Source organism: Pseudomonas alliivorans, assembly GCF_017826695.1.
Taxonomy (GTDB): Bacteria; Pseudomonadota; Gammaproteobacteria; order Pseudomonadales; family Pseudomonadaceae; genus Aquipseudomonas; species Aquipseudomonas alliivorans.
Genome location: NZ_JAFFZW010000007.1, coordinates 25,869 through 46,105, shown reverse-complemented (window position 1 = coordinate 46,105; position 20,237 = coordinate 25,869). Strand labels below are relative to the sequence as shown.

General features: G+C 62.8%; 8 protein-coding genes. 3 read left to right on the top strand and 5 right to left on the bottom strand.

The annotated features are described in order from the left end of the window. Positions 1–5: 5 nt before the first annotated feature. From JTJ32_RS18145 to JTJ32_RS18130, 4 genes are read right to left on the bottom strand one after another with little or no spacing between them, the layout of a single operon-like run. Complete coding sequence (locus JTJ32_RS18145) at positions 6–470, bottom strand: response regulator (RefSeq protein WP_004881182.1); 465 nt, start codon at positions 468–470, stop codon at positions 6–8. After that, positions 467–2,794, bottom strand: a complete 2,328-nt coding sequence (locus JTJ32_RS18140; RefSeq protein ID WP_184323253.1) for an ATP-binding protein — start codon at positions 2,792–2,794, stop codon at positions 467–469. The genes JTJ32_RS18145 and JTJ32_RS18140 overlap by 4 nt, the downstream gene beginning before the upstream one ends. After that, the gene (locus JTJ32_RS18135; RefSeq protein ID WP_099226517.1) at positions 2,791–3,459 is read right to left on the bottom strand and encodes a response regulator; all 669 of its coding nucleotides are present in this window, start codon (positions 3,457–3,459) and stop codon (positions 2,791–2,793) included. Before JTJ32_RS18135 ends, JTJ32_RS18140 begins: the two co-directional genes overlap by 4 nt. Next, on the bottom strand, positions 3,456–4,640 hold the full coding sequence (locus tag JTJ32_RS18130; protein WP_210042862.1) for a sensor histidine kinase: 1,185 nt from the start codon (positions 4,638–4,640) through the stop codon (positions 3,456–3,458). The genes JTJ32_RS18135 and JTJ32_RS18130 overlap by 4 nt, the downstream gene beginning before the upstream one ends. A 197-nt stretch (positions 4,641–4,837) precedes the next feature. Between JTJ32_RS18130 and JTJ32_RS18125 the strand changes: the two genes are divergently transcribed. Beyond that, positions 4,838–5,365, top strand: a complete 528-nt coding sequence (locus tag JTJ32_RS18125; RefSeq protein WP_099226515.1) for an SgcJ/EcaC family oxidoreductase — start codon at positions 4,838–4,840, stop codon at positions 5,363–5,365. A gap of 69 nt (positions 5,366–5,434) precedes the next feature. Here JTJ32_RS18125 and JTJ32_RS18120 read toward each other — a convergent pair whose 3' ends face one another. Further along, positions 5,435–5,971, bottom strand: a complete 537-nt coding sequence (locus tag JTJ32_RS18120) for an RNA polymerase factor sigma-70 (RefSeq protein WP_099226514.1) — start codon at positions 5,969–5,971, stop codon at positions 5,435–5,437. A gap of 322 nt (positions 5,972–6,293) precedes the next feature. Here JTJ32_RS18120 and JTJ32_RS18115 point away from each other — a divergent pair, with 322 nt between their 5' ends. Together JTJ32_RS18115 and JTJ32_RS18110 are read left to right on the top strand one after the other, a co-directional pair. Further along, the gene (locus JTJ32_RS18115; protein WP_099226513.1) at positions 6,294–7,052 is read left to right on the top strand and encodes a thioesterase II family protein; all 759 of its coding nucleotides are present in this window, start codon (positions 6,294–6,296) and stop codon (positions 7,050–7,052) included. A gap of 93 nt (positions 7,053–7,145) precedes the next feature. Next, entirely contained in the window at positions 7,146–20,165 is a 13,020-nt protein-coding gene (locus tag JTJ32_RS18110) for a non-ribosomal peptide synthetase (protein ID WP_236059361.1), read from the top strand. Positions 20,166–20,237: the final 72 nt, after the last annotated feature.

The following is a 20,237-nucleotide window of genomic DNA, read 5'->3' as shown; positions in this document are numbered from 1 at the left end:
GTCGACTATTGCTGTGCCAGCGAGCGCGGCTGGCGCAGCAGTTCTATGTGCTCGGGCGGTACCAGTTTGCGCAGGGTTTTGTACAGCGCCCGTGTCTCCAGCAGGTTCCAGATCCGCAGCATGGTTTCCAGCGCATCAAGCGGTTTGCTGATGAAATCCCGTGCGCCCAGTGCGAGGGCGCGCAGGCGAGTGTCACGCGTGGCATCTGCTGTCAACACCATGATCGGCACATAGTCATTGGTGGGAATGCGCCGGTTCAGCTGCTCCAGGACGGCAAAGCCGTCGAACTCGGGCATGTGCAGGTCCAGTACCACCAGATCAGGCTCGAAGCTGTTGAACAGGTCCAGTGTACGCAAAGGCTCGGTGCTGCTCAGTACGTTCGTCAGTCCTTCCCGGGCGAGCAGTTGCTCCATCAACTCAAGGTTGGGGCGCTGATCATCGATGATCAGGATACGGAAGTCTCCGGTCATGTCGGCTCCGGTATGTATTGATCCAGATAGGCGAGAAAGGTCGGCACCTGGATGGGTTTGGTCAGGATGGCGGTTGCGCCGGCCGCTTGCAAGGTTCGCTGAACGGTATCGCTGGCGTCTGCGGTGATCATCAGGATCGGCGTATGGGCGGTCGCTGGCAGGCGTCTCAGACGCTGCAATACCTCAAGCCCCTGAAGATCCGGCAAGTTGAGATCCAGCAGGATCAGTTGCGGAGCGTGCTGCCTGGCGAGGTCCAGACCCAGTTGCCCTTGCATGCTCGACAGCAACCGGATGCCAGGCCTGCGCTGCAGCAGCGTTTCTATCAGCGCCATGCTCGACAGATTGTCTTCGATGCACAGCACTTTGCCGTGATAGTCGGCAGTGGCAGGGCGTTGCACCGTCGGGAGCAGTTCGGTCGGGCGCGGTGCGGGTGCAGCGTCAGCCTGCACCTGAACGCGCGGCAGTCTGAGGGTGAAGCGGCTACCCTGTCCCGGCGTGCTCTGCACCGACAGTTGGCCCTGCATCATTTCCAGCATGCTTTTGCTCAGCGCCAGACCGAGGCCGGTGCCTTCGACATTCGGGTCGGCGCCCAGACGCTCGAACGGCTTGAACAGTTGGTCGATACGTTCGTCGTCGATGCCGTGGCCGGTATCGACGACGGTCACGGTCGTGTGCTCATCCAGTTGTTCGACTTCGATCTGCACCTGACCCTGGGGTCGGTTGTACTTGATGGCGTTGGACAATAGGTTGAGCAGCACCTGTATCAGGCGCTGGCGGTCGGCGATCACGCCTAGTTCGTCCGGCATGTCTGGCAGTTCGACCAGCCGGATGTTGCCGTCCGCTGCCATCGGCGAAACCAGCACCAGCGCTTCCTGAAGCACTGCCGACAGGGCAACCGGTTCCAGGCTCAGGGACAGGTGTCCGGCTTCGATACGGGCGATGTCCAGCACCTCGTTGATCAGCTTCAGCAAGTGCTGACCGGCACGCAGGATATGCCCGACCTGCGGCCTCTGACTGGCCGTCGAGTCCATGTCCAGCAACTGGGCAAACCCCAGAATCGAGTTGAGCGGGGTGCGCAACTCGTGGCTCATGCGTGAAAGAAACTCGCTCTTCGCCCGGCTGGCCCGCTCGGCTTCTTCGCGGGCCGTACCCAGCGCGATCTCGGCTGCGCGGCGGTCGGTGATGTCGCGAGTGATCTTGGAAAAGCCGCGCAGCTCGCCGTTGCCATCGTACTGTGCAGTGATGACCACGCTGGCCCAGAAACGGCTGCCGTCCTTGCGGCAGCGCCAGCCTTCTTCCATGTAATGCCCCTCGACCATGGCTTCATGCAACGCCATGTCCGGATGCTGCGGACACTCTTCGGGCTGGTAGAAAACAGAGAAGTGCTGCCCGATGATTTCCTGTTCGGTATAGCCCTTGATGCGCTCGGCACCGGCGTTCCATGTGGTGATGTAGCCTTGCTTGTCCAGCGCGAAAATGCCGTAGTCCTTCACGCCTTCGATGATGAGCCGCAGGCGTTCTTCGTTGTCCCGCAGGGCGCGTTCGCGCTCGGCGAGCAGTTGCCCGGCCTCGACCAGGCGCGTACTCAACTGACCGATTTCGTCTTTCTCGGGTGGCTGCGGCAGCAGGGGATGCCCGAGCGCCAGACGCTGCGCGTTGCGCTGCACCTGCTGGACCCGGGTAACGATGCCCCGCGACAGCATGAGCACCGCCAGAATGGCGCCGATGATGCCGCACCCGGCGGCCAGCAGGGTCGACAGCAACAACTGCTGGCGAGTGGCCGACGCGGCGGCAGTCCGTTCGGCCAGCAGCGTGTCCTCGCGCTCGCGCATGGTGCTGATGCGTTCGCGCAACTGATCGAGCACGTATTTGTTCTCGATCAGGATGCGCGTGATGTTTTCCGGGACCTCCAGGCTGAGCGCCTGCAGTTTCGCCAGTCCATCCGCCTTGGCGTGGATCAGGGGTTCGATCGACGTCAGGTACTCGCGCATCTGCTCGTCCTGAATATTGGCATCAAGCCGTATCAGCGCCGCGTCGATCAGTGGCTGTGCGTTCAGATAGCCGGGCAGGAAATCCGCCTGCCGGGTCAGCAGGTAACCGCGCACGCTGGCGGCCGCCTCGGCAATCTGGGTATGCACCGTCTGAATGTCACCCTGCACCAACAGCGCACGACGCACATCCTCTTCGGCCTGCGCGGTCTGACGCTCGGCGTGATAGATCAACCCCAGCGAGGACATCAGCACCACCAGCGGCATCGAAATCGCCAACAGTGCCTTGCCGCGCAGCGGTAGATCCTGCCAGCGACTGGTGGACAGAGCGGTCATCGCCAGTCGCCCGGAGCCTGTGTCACAAGGCCCAGCGCCACGCCACGCACGGCTGCCTGAGTACGATCCGATGCGCCGAGCTTGCCGATCACCTTTTCCACATGAGCCTTGGCAGTACCGGTGGTGATGCCCAGTTTTTCACCGATTTCCCGGTTGCTGAAACCGCCTGCTACCAGCCCGAGCACCTGGCGCTCGCGCGGTGTAAGCGCTTCGGGCAGGGCGGCGCCGCTGGTGTTACGTTCGGTCATGCGGCGCAGCAGACGTGCACTCACCGCGCTGTTCAGGGCTTCTTCACCACGGGCCACACGTTGCAGGCTGGCGATGACCTCGTCACGGCTGGCGTCCTTGAGCAGGTAGCCCACGGCACCGGCGCTGATGGCCGCTTCCAGATGATCGGTGCTGTCGTCCATGGTGAAGATCACTACTTTGAGCTTCGGCATGCGCTGCTGGAGAATCCGTGCCGCGCCCAGCCCGTTGAGTACCGGCATGCGGATGTCGAGAATCGCGATGTCCGGTTGCAGCTCCTCGCAGAGGTCAATCGCCTGCTGGCCGTTGGCGGCCTGGCCAACCACTTCGAATTCCGGATGACCCGCCAGCAGCGAGACGAATCCGGTACGGGTCACTTCATGGTCGTCCGCAAGAACCAGTCGCAGGGTGTCAGTCATTGAATTGCCTTGTCAGCAGTGAAAGGGACGGTCGCGCGCAATCGCGTACCGCAATCGGGACGGCTGATACAGGTCAGGCGGCCACCCATCAGGCTGGCCCGTTCCTGCATGGCCACCAGCCCCAGTTTCTGAACGCCGCTGCCGTCGCTGCGCTGGTCGGTCACGAACCCTCGACCGTTGTCCTCGAGCAACAGCGACACGTTACTGTCACTGATGTCCAGCGCCAACTGCACACTGCCAGCACCCGAATGCTTGAGCACATTGTTGATGCCTTCCTGAGCGATGCGGAACAGGCCGATCTCCAGGTGACTGGGCAGGCGGACCATCGAGCGTGAGCTCCAGTGCACGGCGATACCGGCTTCGCGCAGGCGGTCGGCTTCCTTGTCGACCGCCTGAAGCAGGCCGAAGTCATCGAGCACGGTAGGGCGCAGACCGCTGATCAGCTGCCGCCCCTCACCCACGCAATGCTGGGCAAGGTTGAGGATGGCCTGCAGGTCGGCACTCATCGGTTCGGGCAGTTCCGGACAGCGTCCCGCAAAGCCCTGCAGCCGCTGATGCAGTCCGGCGAGGGTCTGCGCCAGGCCGTCATGCAGGTCATAGGCCATGCGCTTGCGTTCGTCTTCCTGAGCGGTGAACAGCTGATGCACCAGCTCGGACATGGTTCGCTCCCGCGCAACCAGCGCTTCGAGCAGGCGGTTGTTCTCCAGATGCGCCGCCAGCAGCGTGGCGAGCAGTTGCAGGGATTCGATGTCTTCGTTGTCCGGGGCGTTGATCCCGACGCTGTTGGCGAGCAGCAGAGTGCCGAATGCGCCGTCATCCGCACCACGCAATGGCAGCATCAGCACACTGGGCAGTCTGGCTTGCGGGCAGTCCAGCCACTGCGGGCCGACGGCCAGCGTGTCGGCCACCTTGTCCATCGAGTTCAGACGTTCCTTGCTGCCATGGCTGGCCGTGATCGTGACCACGTTATCGCTGTTCCACTCCAGCAACAGGCCGTGGTCCATGGCCACGAAGGCACAGGCCCGTTGCAGCACGCGCTGGCGCATGGCTTCGGGCGGTAGCTGGGTCAGTTCCTGGCCCGTATCCACCAGCAGTCGCAAACGGGCAGCACGGCTTTGCGACTGGCGATACTGCGTGCGGATCGCCAGGGCGCTTGCCGGGTCATGGGGAGGGCTTTGCATGGGTAGGGCTCCAGCGAAGGGTGATGCGCGCGCGAGCACACCTTGAGTACTGCTATTAGAGCGCGTAAGGCGATTCTGCGCCTATCTGCCAGTTGGCATACGCAAATAACCCCGTTCGGCCGATGGATCAAACAGCGCATCAGGGCAAATTGGCAACCACTGAATCCCTGAACAGATCACCCCGAAGGAGAGTTGCGATGAAATTGAAATTGACCGCCCTGGCCATGTTCCTTGCTGTAAGCGCCCCCATGGTTCAGGCCGCTACCGAACCGGCCGGCGGTTACACCTATCGCATGGTGGCCGAGCAGCCAAGCAACGTAAATGATAGAGAGATCGCAGGTCTGTTCGATCGCTGGAACAAGGCGCTGAAAACCGGCAATTCGCAGACTGTGTTGTCCATGTATACGCCGGACGCGGTCCTGCAGCCGACAGTTTCGAACAAAGTGCGAGCCACCCCGGCCGAGATCAAGGACTACTTCGATCACTTCCTGACCCTCAAGCCGGTCGGTGAGATCAACTACCGTGAAATCCGCCGTCTGGGCCCGGATGCAGCTGTGGACAGCGGTGTCTACACCTTCACCCTGACGTCGGCCGAAGGCAAGCAGAGCAAGGTCCAGGCTCGCTACACCTTCCTTTACCACCGTGTCGGCAACGAGTGGAAGATCTTGAACCATCACTCTTCGGCCATGCCGGAAGTGCAGCCTGAGTATCAGGTCAGCCGTTGATAAGAAGCGTCGAGCCAATATGAAAAATCCGGAGCCCAGGCTCCGGATTTTTTTGTCGCCTGAAAAGGCTCAAGGCTCGCTTCTGACGCCGTTGACCTTGCGACAGTGAATCAGCGCATCGCGAATCATGAAGTTGACCAGGGTAGGGGAGACGCCCAGTTCCTTGGCGATGTCTTTCTGCGGCACACCATGCAGGCGGTACATCTCGAACGCGTAACGGGTCCGGGGCGGCAGCTCCGAGAGTGCGTCGGCGATTCTCTCAAGGCTCGAGAAGTTGATGTGCGAGGTTTCCGGCGAAGCGCCCTGAATCACCACATTCAAACCCTCTGCCTCGGGGCCGGTGTATCGCTGTTCCAGTGCCTGCTTGCGGTAGTGGTCGATGGCCAGATTGCGCACGATCTGAAACAGATAGCTGAGCTGTGCCTTGAACGTCAGCGTGACCTGAGGGGCCGAACGCAGCCTGAAAAACGCGTCTTGAACCACGTCCTCGGCACGTGACCGACAACCCACGATGCGTGCGGCAATCTTGACCAACAGCAGGTAATTGTCGACGAAAGCCTGGAGTAACGGTGAGTCGCACTTGCTTGTGAATACTTGTTCCGTCATGGAATTCACCTTGCTGCAAAGTCATTGGAGGGGGAGCCGCCTTGTGAGCCGCGCCATCACGTGGGGCGATAAATTAGTCTTAATGATAATTATTGTCAAATGCGAAAGCGCATCAGCGCACTTTAAGGGTGCGATTCCGCACCGTGCGCTCGACGCTCGTGCAGACCGGCCGAATGCGACTAATTATTTCCGAACGCCGTCCGTTCTCATGATGACAGGCCCGCCCATGGCGCAGGCCGGGATGACATCAGGAGAACACCATGCGTTTCGATCACACGCATCGCGGCTTTTACACCGGATCCAACGGACGGACGGTCCTGATATGAGCAGCTCCACAGGCCTGAAACTGTTCTGTCTGCCATATTCCGGCGCCAGCGCAATGTTCTACAGCCCCTGGCGGCGCACCTTGCCGGACTGGCTGAATGTGCGCCCGCTGGAACTGCCCGGCCGCGGCATGCGCATGGCGGAGCCGTTGCAGACGGATATGGTGCCGTTGGCCGGTCAACTGGCCGACGAAATCGCAGCCGAGCTCGACACCCCTTATGCGCTGTTCGGGCACAGCCTGGGTGGCCTGCTGGCCTTCGAGCTGGCTCATGCACTGCGCGCTCGCGGGCTGCCTGCGCCGCTGGCGCTGTTCACTTCGGCCACGGCAGGTCCTGCGCGCCGCGACGTCAGCGATTACGCGGTGGCCAGGACCGATGCGCAGTTGATCGACCGGCTTCGCACGCTCAAGGGCACCCGCGAAGAGGTCATCGCCAACGATGAACTCATGCAGATGATGCTGCCGATCCTGCGTGCAGATTTTCTGCTGTGCGGCAGCTTTGTCTATGGCGTGCGCGAGCCGCTGCATATCCCCATTCACGTGTTCGGCGGCAAGCAGGACAGCGTCAGCGTCGAAGAGCTGCTCGACTGGCAGGAAGACGCCGCGACGGGGTTTTCCCTGGACATGTTCGAAGGTCATCACTTCTATCTGGTCGACGAGCAGGCCCAGTTGCTCCGCCATCTGCGGCGTTACGCCGAACAACATTTGACTCGGTGGCGCAACAGCGCTGCGCGGCACCTGACCCGCGCAGCCGGCTGATGCCCGCTCGCCCGACGCGTCGCTGATCCTGCGACGCGCCTTTTTTGATACCCAGACCCGCTCTGGCAAGCCGAATCCAGCAGGAAACCCATCATGGACGCTTTCGAACTCCCCGACACTCTGGCTCAGGCGCTGCAACGTCGCGCTGCGAAAACGCCTGACCAACTGGCGCTGCGTTTTCTCACCGACGAAAACACCCAGGGCCTGGTGTTGACCTACCGTGATCTGGACCTGCGTGCACGCACCATTGCTGCCGCGCTGAAGCGTGAGGCTGCACCGGGAGATCGCGCGATTCTGTTGTTTCACAGCGGGCCTGACTATGTGGCGGCGTTCTTTGGCTGTCTGTATGCCGGGGTCATTGCGGTGCCAGCCTATCCGCCGGAATCCAATCGCCGTCATCATCAGGAACGCCTGCTGTCGATCATCGCCGACGCCCAACCGCGTCTGCTGCTGACCGGTTCCGACCTGAAATCCGCGTTGCTGCAAATGGACGAACTGGCGGCAGCCGATGCGCCGCAATTGCTTTGTGTCGACACGCTGGACAGTGCCCTGGCCGATGGCTGGCAAGGACCTGTTTTACAGCCTGATGACATCGCCTTTCTGCAGTACACCTCCGGCTCGACTGCCTTGCCCAAGGGCGTGCAGGTCACGCACGGCAATCTGGTTGCCAACGAAATGCTGATTCGCCACGGCTTCGGCATCGACCTCAACCCTGACGATGTGATCGTCAGCTGGCTGCCGCTGTACCACGACATGGGCCTGATCGGCGGTCTGTTGCAGCCGATTTTCAGTGGCGTGCCCTGTGTGCTGATGGCCCCGGCGTACTTTCTGACGCGCCCGTTGCGCTGGCTGGAGGCGATCAGCGAATACGGCGGCACCATCAGCGGCGGACCGGACTTTGCCTACCAGCTGTGCAGCGCGCGTGTCAGCGAGTCGGCGCTGGAGCGTCTGGACCTCGGTCGCTGGCGCGTCGCGTATTCCGGCTCCGAGCCGATCCGTCAGGACAGCCTCGATGCGTTTGCCGACAAGTTCGCCAGTTGCGGCTTCACCCCCGACAGCTTCATGGCGTCCTACGGGCTGGCCGAGGCCACGCTTTATGTGGCCGGTGGCAAGCGCGGCCACGGCATTCCTTCGTTGCGTCTGGACGAAGCGGCGCTGGCGCGCAATGTCGTGGAGCTGGGCGAGGGCAGCCCGGTGGTGAGTTGCGGCACCGGTCAGCCGGGGCACGGCGTATTGATCGCCGATCCGGGCACGTTACAGGTGCTGGACGACAACCACGTCGGTGAAGTCTGGGCGACCGGTCCCAGTATTGCCCATGGTTACTGGCGCAATCCTGAGGCGACGGCGAAGACCTTCGTCGAACACGACGGCAAGACCTGGCTGCGAACCGGCGATCTGGGTTTTCAGCGTCACGGCGAGCTGTATATCACCGGCCGCTTGAAAGACATGTTGATCGTGCGCGGTCAGAACCTCTATCCGCAGGACATCGAGAAAGTCATTGAGCGCGACGTCGATGTGGTGCGCAAAGGCCGTGTCGCAGCGTTTGCTGTGACTCAGGCCGGGATCGAAGGCATCGGCATCGCGGCTGAAGTCGGTCGCAGTGTGCAGAAAATTCTGCCACCGGAAGCGCTGATCAAGGCCATTCGTCAGGCGGTGGCCGATGCGTTTCAGGAAGCGCCGACAGTCGTCGTACTGCTCAACCCTGGCGCGTTGCCGAAAACCTCCAGCGGCAAGCTGCAACGTTCTGCCTGCCGCACGCGTCTGGCCGATGGCAGCCTGGACAGCTATGCGGTGTTCCCGGAAGGCGACTCGAGTCAATCCGCGCAGGCGGCATCAACTGGCTCCGATTTGCAGGCAAAAATCGCCAACGTCTGGTGTGATCAACTTCAGCGCGAGCAGATCTGCGCGGATGACCACTTCTTCCTGCTGGGCGGCAACTCGATTGCCGCGACTCAGGTGGTGGCGAAGCTGCGTGAGATGCTAGGCATCGACCTGAGCCTTCGGCTGCTGTTCGAAGCGCCAACCCTGGGCGCCTTTGTTGCGCAGATCGAAGCGCTGCAACTCGCTGCACAGCAGGGCGACGCGCCCGGCGAAAACGTCATCACCCGCCTGCCGGGCAACCAGCACTTACCGCAATCCCTGGCGCAGAACCGTCTGTGGTTTGTCTGGCAACTGGACCCACAGAGCAGTGCCTACAACATTCCTGGCGGATTGCACTTGCGTGGCGAACTGGACCGCACGGCCTTGCGCGACAGTTTTCAGCAACTGATCGAGCGCCATGAATCGTTGCGTACCCGCTTCTACGAACAGGACGGCGTAGCGCTGCAACGTATCGACCCGGCCGGGGAATTTCAGTTGCAGGTGCTGGACATCAGCGGTCTGTCTGGCGACGAGCGCCAAACCCGCGTGCGGGCTATTCGCGAAGAGCAGGCGCGCCAACCGTTCGACCTGCAAAACGGTCCGTTGCTGCGTGTGACGCTGGTGCAACTGGACGACGAAGAACATCAGTTGCTGGTAACACTGCACCACATCATCGCCGACGGCTGGTCGCTGAACGTGCTGATCGACGAATTCTCGCGTCTTTACGCTGCGGCTGTTCAAGGTCAGTCGGTTGAGCTGGCACCGCTGGCACTGCGTTATGCGGACTACGGCCAGTGGCAGCGCGAATGGCTTGCGCGTGGCGAGGCCGGGCGTCAGCTCGAGTACTGGAAGCAGCAACTGGGCGACGAACAGCCAGTGCTTGCGCTGAACACCGATCATCCGCGCTCGGTACGCCAGCAGTACAGCGCCGACCGCTACAGCCTGCGTCTGAGTGCCGAGTTGAGCGCCGCCTTGCGTAACACCGCGCAAGCCTGGCAATCGACGCCGTTCATGCTGTTGCTGTCCAGCTTCCAGACCCTGTTGCATCGCTACAGCGGACACACCGACATTCGCATCGGAGTGCCCGGTGCCAACCGCCCGCGTCACGAAACACAAGGCATGATCGGCTTCTTCATCAACACGCTGGTGTTGCGCGCGAAGCTCGATTCGCGCCAGCCATTCTCGGCGCTGCTGGCCCAGACCCGTCAGACGGCGCTGGACGCCCAGGCTCATCAGGACGTGCCTTTCGATCAACTGGTCGAGGCCTTCCCGCAGGCTCGCGAGCACGGTCTGTTTCAAGTCATGTTCAACCATCAACAGCGCGACCTGAGTGCCTTGCGCCGCCTGCCGGGATTGCTCGCCGACGAGTTGCCATGGCACAGCCGCGAAGCCAAGTTCGACCTGCAACTGCACAGCGAGGAAGACCGGAACGGGCGTCTGACGCTGTCTTTCGACTATGCCGACGAGCTGTTCGAGCGCGACACCATCGTGCGCATGGCGCAGCACTATGTTCGGGTGCTGACTCAGGTCGGTCAGCAGGCACAGATTGCGTTGGGGGATCTGCAGCTGCTCGGCGATGACGAGCAGACTCAACAGGGACAGTGGAGCAGTGCGCCCTGTGCGCCAGCGACACAATGGTTGCCGGAACAGCTCAATCGGCAGTTTCGCGAGACCCCTGAACGTATTGCGCTGATGTGGGAGGGCGGCAGCCTCGACTTCGCCAGCCTGCACACCCAGGCCAACCGTCTGGCGCACTATCTGCGCGACAAGGGCGTGGGGCCGGATATCAAAGTCGCTATCGCCGCCGAACGCTCACCGCAGTTACTGATCGGTTTGCTGGCGATTCTCAAGGCCGGTGGCGCTTACGTGCCACTGGACCCGGATTATCCGACCGAGCGCCTCGCTTACATGCTTAACGACAGCGGCGTCGAACTGCTGTTGACCCAGAGCCATCTGCTGGGCGATCTGCCGAGTGCCGAGGGTATCTGCACGGTCGCGATGGATGCACTGAATCTGGAAAGCTGGCCGGTGAGTGCGCCGGGTCTGCATCTGCAGGGCGATAACCTTGCGTACGTGATCTACACCTCAGGCTCCACCGGGCAGCCCAAGGGTGTCGGCAACACTCATGCCGCATTGGCCGAGCGCCTGCAATGGATGCAGGCTACCTACGCGCTGGATGACACTGATGTGCTGATGCAGAAAGCGCCGATCAGCTTCGACGTGTCCGTGTGGGAGTGTTTCTGGCCGCTGATCACCGGTTGTCGATTGCTGCTGGCCGGTCCCGGCGAACACCGCGATCCGCAGCGCATCGCGCAATTGGTCAAGGATTACGGCGTCACCACGCTGCACTTCGTGCCGCCGTTGCTGCAGGTGTTCATCGACGAACCGCTAGCCCGGCAGTGCGACAGCCTGCGCCGTCTGTTCTCAGGGGGTGAAGCGCTGCCGAGTGAGCTGCGCAACCGGGTGCTGGAGCAATTGCCGAACGTGCAGTTGCACAACCGCTATGGCCCGACCGAAACCGCGATTAACGTCACTCACTGGCATTGTCAGCGGGCGGATGGGGAGCGCTCACCAATCGGCCGTCCCTTGGGCAACGTGCTATGCCGGGTGCTGGACAACGAACTGAATCAGGTGCCGCAGGGTGTTGCGGGTGAACTGTGCGTGGGTGGCATCGGTCTGGCGCGGGGCTATCTGGGTCGTCCTGCGCTGACGGCCGAGCGTTTCGTGGCCGATCCGCTGGGCAAGGCGGGTGAGCGGCTGTATCGCACCGGCGATCGGGTGCGCTGGACGTCCGATGGTGCGCTGGAATACCTGGGGCGTCTCGATCAGCAGGTCAAGCTGCGCGGTTTCAGGGTCGAGCCGCAGGAAATCGAAGCGCGTCTGCTGGCTCTGCCGGGTATCGGCCAGGCGGCAGTGCTGATGCGCGACACGGTTGCCGGTCCGCAATTGATCGGCTATTACACCGCAGCGCTTGAGGGCGAAAGCGACGCTGAACAGGCTGAATGCATCAGGTCTGCGCTGGCGCTGGAACTGCCGGATTATATGGTCCCCTCGCAATTAGTGCGTCTGGACAGCATGCCCCTGAGCCCGAGCGGCAAGCTCGACCGTCGCGCCTTGCCCGAACCGCAATGGCAGACCCGCGAGCATGTCGAGCCGCAGTCGGCGCTGGAGAAACAGATCGCAGCCATCTGGCGTGAAGTGCTGGGTGTGCCGCGTGTTGGCTTGCGGGATGACTTCTTCGCGCTAGGCGGCCACTCCTTGCTGGCAACCCAAATCATCTCCCGGGTGCGTCAGGCCTGTGACATCGACCTGCCGCTGCGCACGCTGTTCGAATCCAGCGAACTGGGTGCCTTCGCCGAGCAGGTCGAGGCCATTCAGGCGTCCGGCGCACGTGGCAGTCTGCAGCCGATTGCCCGCGTCGACCGCGGTCAGTCGGTGCCGCTGTCCTATTCGCAGCAACGCATGTGGTTCCTCTGGCAGATGGAGCCGGACAGCCCGGCCTACAACGTCGGCGGTATGGCGCGCCTGAACGGCGTGCTGAACATCGAGCATTTCGACGCCGCGCTGCAAGCGCTGATCCTGCGCCACGAAACCCTGCGCACTACCTTTCCGAGCGCTGATGGCGTGGCGTACCAGAAAGTCTCGGAGCAGACCGGTCTGCAGATGCGCTGGGAAGACATCTCTGCGCTGCCTGCCGAGGTACGTCAGCAGCGGCTTCAGACACTGGCCGACCGTGAAGCGCATCAGCCGTTTGATCTGGAAACAGGACCGCTGCTACGTGCCTGTCTGGTCCGGGCGGGCGAGCTGGAACATTACTTCGTCCTGACCCTGCACCACATCGTCACCGAAGGCTGGGCGATGGACATTTTCGCGCGCGAACTGGGGCTGCTGTACGAAGCGTTCCTTGACGGCAAGCCGTCGCCGCTGGAACCCCTGGCGGTGCAGTATCTGGATTACAGCGTCTGGCAGCGCCAGTGGATGGAAGCGGGTGAACGCCAGCGCCAGCTGGACTACTGGACGGCACAACTGGGCAACGAGCACCCGTTGCTGGAGTTGCCCGGCGACCGACCTCGTCCGCCGGTGCAGAGCCATCAGGGCGAGTTGTACCGTTTTGATCTGCAAGCCGGTCTGGCGGCAAAGGTACGCGCTTTCAACGCACAGAACGGCCTGACCCTGTTCATGACCATAACCGCCACGCTGGCGGTGCTGCTCTACCGTTACAGCGGCCAGACCGACCTGCGCATCGGCGCGCCGGTGGCGAACCGGATTCGCCCGGAAAGCGAAGGCCTGATCGGCGCATTCCTCAACACCCAAGTACTGCGCGTGCAGCTCGACGGGCAGATGAGTGTGGCGCAGTTGTTCGAACAGGTCAGGCACACCGTCATCGAAGGCCAGTCGCATCAGGACTTGCCGTTCGACCATCTGGTCGAAGCGCTGCAACCACCGCGCAGCGCGGCCTACAACCCGCTTTTCCAGGTGATGTGCAACGTGCAGCGCTGGGAATTCCAGCAGAGCCGTGAGCTGGCCGGCATGACGGTCGAGTATCTGGTCAACGATGCACGGGCGACCAAGTTCGACCTCAATCTGGAAGTCACCGAACTGGATCATCGTCTGGGCTGCTGCCTGACTTACAGCACCGACCTGTTCGACGAACCGCGTATCGCCAAAATGGCCGGGCACTGGCTCAATTTGCTGCAAGCCCTGCTCGCCGATCCGCAGCAGCGCCTCAGCGAACTGCCGCTGTTGCAGGACGCCGAGCGTCAGCAGTTGCTCGACAGTCTGGGCGTCGAGGCGGGCGAGCAGCGCCTGGATCAGTGCATTCATGAGCTGTTTGCCGAGCGGGCGCGTCTGCGTCCGAATGCGCCAGCCCTGACTTTTGCCGGTGAAACGCTGAGCTACGCCGAGCTGGATAGCCGGGCCAACCAACTGGCGCGGGTGCTGCGCGAACGGGGTGTCGGGCCGCAGGTGCGTGTCGGTCTGGCGCTGGAGCGCTCGTTGCACATGGTGATCGGCCTGCTGGCGATCCTCAAGGCCGGTGGCGCCTACGTGCCGCTGGACCCGGAATACCCGCTGGAACGCTTGCAGTACATGATCGAAGACAGCGGTGTCGGCCTGCTGTTGAGTGATCGTGCGATGTTTGCCGCACTCGGCGAGTTGCCTGACGGCGTGGCACGCTGGTGTCTGGAGGATGACCTGCCATTGCTGGAGGGCTACCCGCACGACGAATTGCCGCTCCTCAGCCTGCCGCAGCATCAGGCATACCTGATCTACACGTCCGGCTCGACCGGCAAGCCCAAAGGCGTGGTGGTGTCCCATGGCGAAATCGCCATGCACTGCCAGGCGGTGATTCGCCGTTTCGACATGCAGCCTGATGACTGCGAGCTGCACTTCTATTCGATCAACTTCGATGCGGCTACCGAACGTTTGCTGGTGCCGCTGCTTGCTGGCGCACGCGTGGTATTGCGGGCTCAGGGCCAGTGGGATGCCGAAGAAATCTGCACCCTGATCCGCGAACAGCAGGTCAATATCCTTGGTTTCACGCCCAGCTATGGCAGCCAGTTGGCGCAATGGCTGGCGACCCAGGGCCAGACCCTGCCGGTGCGCAAGTGCATCACCGGTGGCGAAGCGTTGACCGGTGAACACCTGCATCGGATACGTGCGGTGTTCCAGCCCGAGCTGTTCTTCAACGCCTACGGCCCGACCGAAACCGTGGTCATGCCGCTGGCCAGTCTGGCCCCGCAGCAGTTGCCGGAAGGTGAAGCGAGCGTGCCGATCGGTCGTGTGGTCGGGTCGCGGGTCGCTTACATTCTCGATGCCGATCTGGCGCTGGTGCCGCAGGGCGCGAGTGGCGAGTTGTACATCGGTGGTCCGGGTCTGGCGCAGGGCTATCATCAGCGTCCGGGCATGACCGCCGAGCGCTTCGTGGCCGATCCATTTGCCGGGCGGGGCGGGCGTCTGTATCGCACCGGCGATCTGGTGCGCCAGCGTGCTGATGGGCTGGTCGAATACCTGGGCCGAATCGACCATCAGGTGAAGATTCGTGGTTTCCGCATCGAATTGGGCGAAATCGAAACCCGACTGCTGGAGCACGAAGGTGTACGCGAGGCCGTGGTGCTGGCGCTGGACACGCCCTCCGGCAAGCAACTGGCGGGTTATCTGGTCAGTGAAGTAGCGGCGCAGGGCGACGAGCAGCAGGCCCGCCTGCGCGAATCGCTCAAGTCGCACCTCAAGGCGCAATTGCCGGACTACATGGTGCCTGCGCACCTGATTCTGCTGGACAGCATGCCGCTGACGGCCAACGGCAAGCTTGACCGCCGGGCCTTGCCCGCGCCGGACCCGGAACTCAACCGCCTGCAGTACGTGGCCCCGGTCAGCGACCTTGAGCAGCAACTGGCCGCCATCTGGTGCGCGGTGCTGAATGTGACGCAGGTGGGGCTCAACGACAACTTCTTCGAGCTGGGCGGCGATTCGATTCTGTCCATCCAGGTGGTCAGTCGGGCACGTCAGGCCGGTATTCATTTCACACCACGTGATCTGTTTCAGCATCAGACCGTATACACCCTTGCAGCCGTGGCAACGACTCAGCAATTGATCCAGGCCGAACAGGGGCTGGTGACCGGCGAATCGGGCTTCACGCCGGTTCAGCACTGGTTCTTTGACACGCCGATTCCGACGCGTCAGCACTGGAATCAGGCGTTGGTGCTGGAACCTGTTACCCGATTGGAGGCTCCAACGCTGGAACTCGCGTTGCGCGCCGTGCTGGAACAGCATGACGCACTCAGGCTGGGCTTTGCGGAGCAAGGCGGTCGCTGGACAGCCATGCATCGTGCCTCGCACACGCAGGATGCGCTGGTACTTCAGGCGCAGGTGACTGATCCGGGGGAACGCGTCGAGTTGTTCGAGCAGGCTCAGCGCAGTCTCGATCTACACAACGGTCCGCTGTTGCGTGCCGTGCTGGTGGATGAGCCACAAGGTCAGCAACGCCTGTTGGTGGTCATCCACCACCTGGTGGTGGACGGCGTGTCGTGGCGCGTGTTACTCGATGACGTGCAGGCGGCGTATCGGCAGCTCAATGAGGCGGTGCCGGTTCGCCTGCCGGCCAAGACCAGTGCCTTCCGGGACTGGGCGAGTCGCCTGCAGGCCTATGCTGGCAGCGAGTCGTTGCGTGAAGAGCTTCAATGGTGGCAGCGCCAGCTCAGCGGTCCGACCGCAGCGTTGCCAGGCCATGCCCTGCAGGGCGGTCAGCAGAATCGTCACGCCCGAACCCTCAGCGTGCGATTGGACTCCCGTAGTACCCGGCACCTGCTGCAACAGGCGCCGAGCGCCTACCGGACCCAGGTCAACGACTTGCTGCTGACCGCATTGGCGCTAGTAGTGTGTGGCTGGACCGGTCAGGCCTCGACCCTGATTCAACTCGAAGGCCACGGCCGCGAAACCCTGTTCGACGACATTGACTTGACCCGCACCGTGGGCTGGTTCACCAGTGCCTATCCGTTACGCCTGACACCGGTCCTCGATCACGCAGAACCGGGCGAATCGATCAAGGCGATCAAGGAACAACTGCGTCAGGTCCCGCACAAGGGGCTGGGTTACGGTGTGCTGCGCTACCTGGCCGATGACAGCAGCCGCAGGGCCATGCAGGCCTTGCCCGTCGCCCCGATTACCTTCAACTACCTGGGCCAGTTCGATCAGAGCTTCGATGGCGATGCCTTGTTCCGGCCGCTGGAAGAGTCCGCTGGCGCGGCCCACGATCTTCATGCGCCGTTGCCCAACGAGTTGAGCATCGACAGTCAGGTGTATGGCGGTGAACTGGTGCTGCGCTGGACCTTCAGTGCCGAGCGCTTTCAGCCCGAGGCCATCGAAGCCCTTGCACAGGATTACCTGAAGCAGTTGCAGGCGCTGATCACCCATTGCCTGACCGAAGGCAGCGGCGGTCTTACGCCTTCGGACTTCCCCCTGGCCGAACTGGATCAGGTGCAGCTGGACGCGTTGCCGGTTCCGGCGTCCCGGATCGAAGACGTCTACCCGCTGACTCCGATGCAGGAAGGGATGCTGCTGCACACGCTGCTGGAACCCGGCACCGGTCTGTATTACATGCAGGACCGCTACCGCATCAACAGCGCGCTGGACCCGCAACGGTTTGCGCAGGCGTGGCAGGCGGTGATCGCCCGGCATGAAGCACTGCGCGCCTCGTTCTGCTGGGACATCGGCGAAACCATGTTGCAGGTCATTCACAAACCGGGCAGCACGCCCATCGATTACCTGGACTGGCGCGACGTGACCAGTGACCAGCAGGAGCCGCGCCTGCAGGCCCTGCTCAAGTCCGAGCGCGAGGCCGGGTTCAATCTGCTGCGTCAACCGCCGTTCCACCTGCGCCTGATCCGCGTGGACGAGGCACGTTACTGGTTCATGATGAGCAATCATCACATCCTCATCGATGCGTGGTGCCGCTCGCTGCTGATGAACGATTTCTTCGACATCTACACCGCGCTGGGCGACGGTCGCGACGCGCAACTGGCCCCGGCACCACGCTATCGCGATTACATCGGCTGGCTGCAACGCCGGGGGCTGGCGCAGGCGCGTGACTGGTGGCGACAGAACCTGGCGGGGTTCGAGCGGCCGACCCCGATTCCGAGCGACCGTCCGTTCCTGCGCGAGCACGCCGGAGACAGCGGCGGCATGGTGGTCGGCGACTGCTACACGCGCCTTGATGTGGCGGACGGCGTGCGGCTGCGCGAACTGGCGCAGCAGCACCAACTGACCGTCAACACCTTCGCCCAGGCCGCGTGGGCCTTGACCCTGCGGCGGCTGAGCGGTGATCGCGACGTGGTGTTCGGTGTCACCGTGGCAGGCCGTCCGGTGGAGTTGCCGCAGATGCAGCGCACGGTCGGGCTGTTCATCAACACCATTGCGCTGCGCATCGGCATGCCGGGCGATGGCCAGCGTTGCAGCGTACGTCAGTGGCTGAGCCAGTTGCTGGACAGCAACATGCAATTGCGCGAGTACGAATACCTGCCGCTGGTGACCATTCAGGAAAACAGCGAACTGCCCAAGGGCCTGCCGCTGTTCGACAGCCTGTTCGTGTTCGAGAATGCGCCGGTGGAAGTCTCGGTACTGGACCGCGCGCAAAGCCTGAACGCCACCTCCGATTCCGGCCGCACCCACACCAACTACCCGCTGACGGCGGTCTGCTACCCCGGCGACGACCTGGGCCTGCACCTGTCCTACGACCAGCGTTACTTCGACGAGTCGACCGTGCAGAGCATGCTCGGCGAGTTCAAGCGCCTGCTGCTTGCGCTGATCGAAGGCTTCCATGGCGACATGGCCGAACTGGCGCTGCTCGGCGAACCGGAACGTGAGTTTCTGCTCCACGGCTGCAACCAGAGTGCGCGCGCCTATCCGCTTGAGCGCAGCTATGCCGAGCTGTTCGAGGTGCAGGTGGCCGAGCATCCCGAGCGCATCGCCGTGAGCTGTCTGGAGCATGTCTCAAGCTATGCCGAACTGAATGACGCGGCCAACCGACTGGGCCATGCCTTGATCAACGCCGGTGTCGGCTTTGATCTGCCGATTGCGCTGCTGGCCGAGCGCGGGCCTGAACTGCTGGGCATGATCATCGGCAGCTTCAAGGCCGGCGCCGGTTACCTGCCGCTGGACCCGGCGCTGCCGAATCCACGCTTGAGCGGGATCATCGGCCAGAGCCATACGCCGGTTCTGGTGTGTACTGAACAGTCTGTTCAGCAGGGCAGGGCGTTGCTGGAGGGGCTGCCCGAAGACAAACGTCCGCAGCTGCTGGTCTGGGAAACCGTTCAGCGTCAGGCAACGGCGCAGCACAATCCGGGACGCTACAGCGCCCCGGACAACTTGGCCTATGTGATCTTCACATCGGGTTCCACCGGGCAGCCGAAAGGCGTGATGGTCGAACAGAGCGGCATGCTCAACAACCAGTTGAGCAAGGTGCCGTACCTGGACCTCAGCGCCACGGACGTGATTGCCCAGACCGCTTCGCAAAGCTTCGATATCTCGGTCTGGCAGTTCCTCGCTGCGCCGCTGTTTGGCGCACGTGTCGACATTGTCCCCAACGACATCGCTCGCGATCCTCAGGCGCTGCTTCAGCATGTGCAGGCGCAGGGCATCAGCGTGCTGGAAAGCGTACCGTCGCTGATCACCGGTCTGTTGGCCGAAGAACAGGCGACGCTCGACGGCCTGCGCTGGATGCTGCCGACGGGCGAAGCGATGCCGCCGGAACTGGCCAGTCAGTGGCTGCAGCGCTACCCGAACATTGGATTGGTGAATGCCTACGGTCCGGCTGAATGCTCGGACGACGTGGCGTTCTTCCGGGTCGATGCGGCGTCCACGCGCAGCCCGTACCTGCCCATCGGCTTGCCGACCGACAACAACCGTTTGTACGTGCTTGATGAAGCGCTGGAGCTTGTGCCGTTGGGCGCGGTGGGTGAGCTTTGCGTGGCGGGTACAGGGGTCGGACGCGGGTATGTCGGCGATCCGCTGCGCACTGTGCCGGTGTTTGTGCCCAACCCGTTCGGTGCGCCGGGCGAGCGGCTGTATCGCACCGGTGATCTGGCGCGGCGTCGCGGTGATGGCGTGCTGGAGTACGTCGGCCGGGTCGATCATCAGGTCAAGATCCGCGGCTACCGCATCGAACTGGGCGAGATCGAAACCCGCCTTCAGGAACACGCCGCGATTCGTGAATCGGTGGTTCTGGATATCGACGGCCCGCTGGGTAAGGTCCTCGCTGCCTACCTGGTCCCCAACGGTGTAGTGCAGGATCCCGACGCCTTGCGTGATGATCTGAAAACCCGGCTCAAGGCCAGTCTGCCGGACTACATGGTGCCCTCGCACCTGGTGCTGCTGGAGCAGATGCCGTTGACCTCGAACGGCAAGCTGGACCGCAAGGCCCTGCCTGCGCCCGACGTCAGCCAGGCACAGCAGGACTATGTCGCGCCACAGAGCGAAATGGAGCAGCAACTGGCGACGATCTGGGCCGATGTGCTGAAGATCGAGCGGGTTGGCATCACCGACAACTTCTTCGAACTGGGCGGGCATTCACTGCTCGCCACGCAGGTGGTCACGCGTGCTCAGAAGCAGCTTCAGCGCAACGTACCGCTGCGGGCGATGTTCGAGTTCAACACCGTGCAGGCCCTGGCGCAGCATCTGGAAAGCCTGGGCGGGCCGAAGGTCGATGAGCAGAAGTTCGACCGGCTGGCCGACCTGATGGCGGAACTGGAAGGGCTCTGACCGGCCTGTCGTCGGGCCGTCGGCTTTGCGGATGAAAAACTCGTGATCGAGTGTAAATCCGCAGGCCTGCGG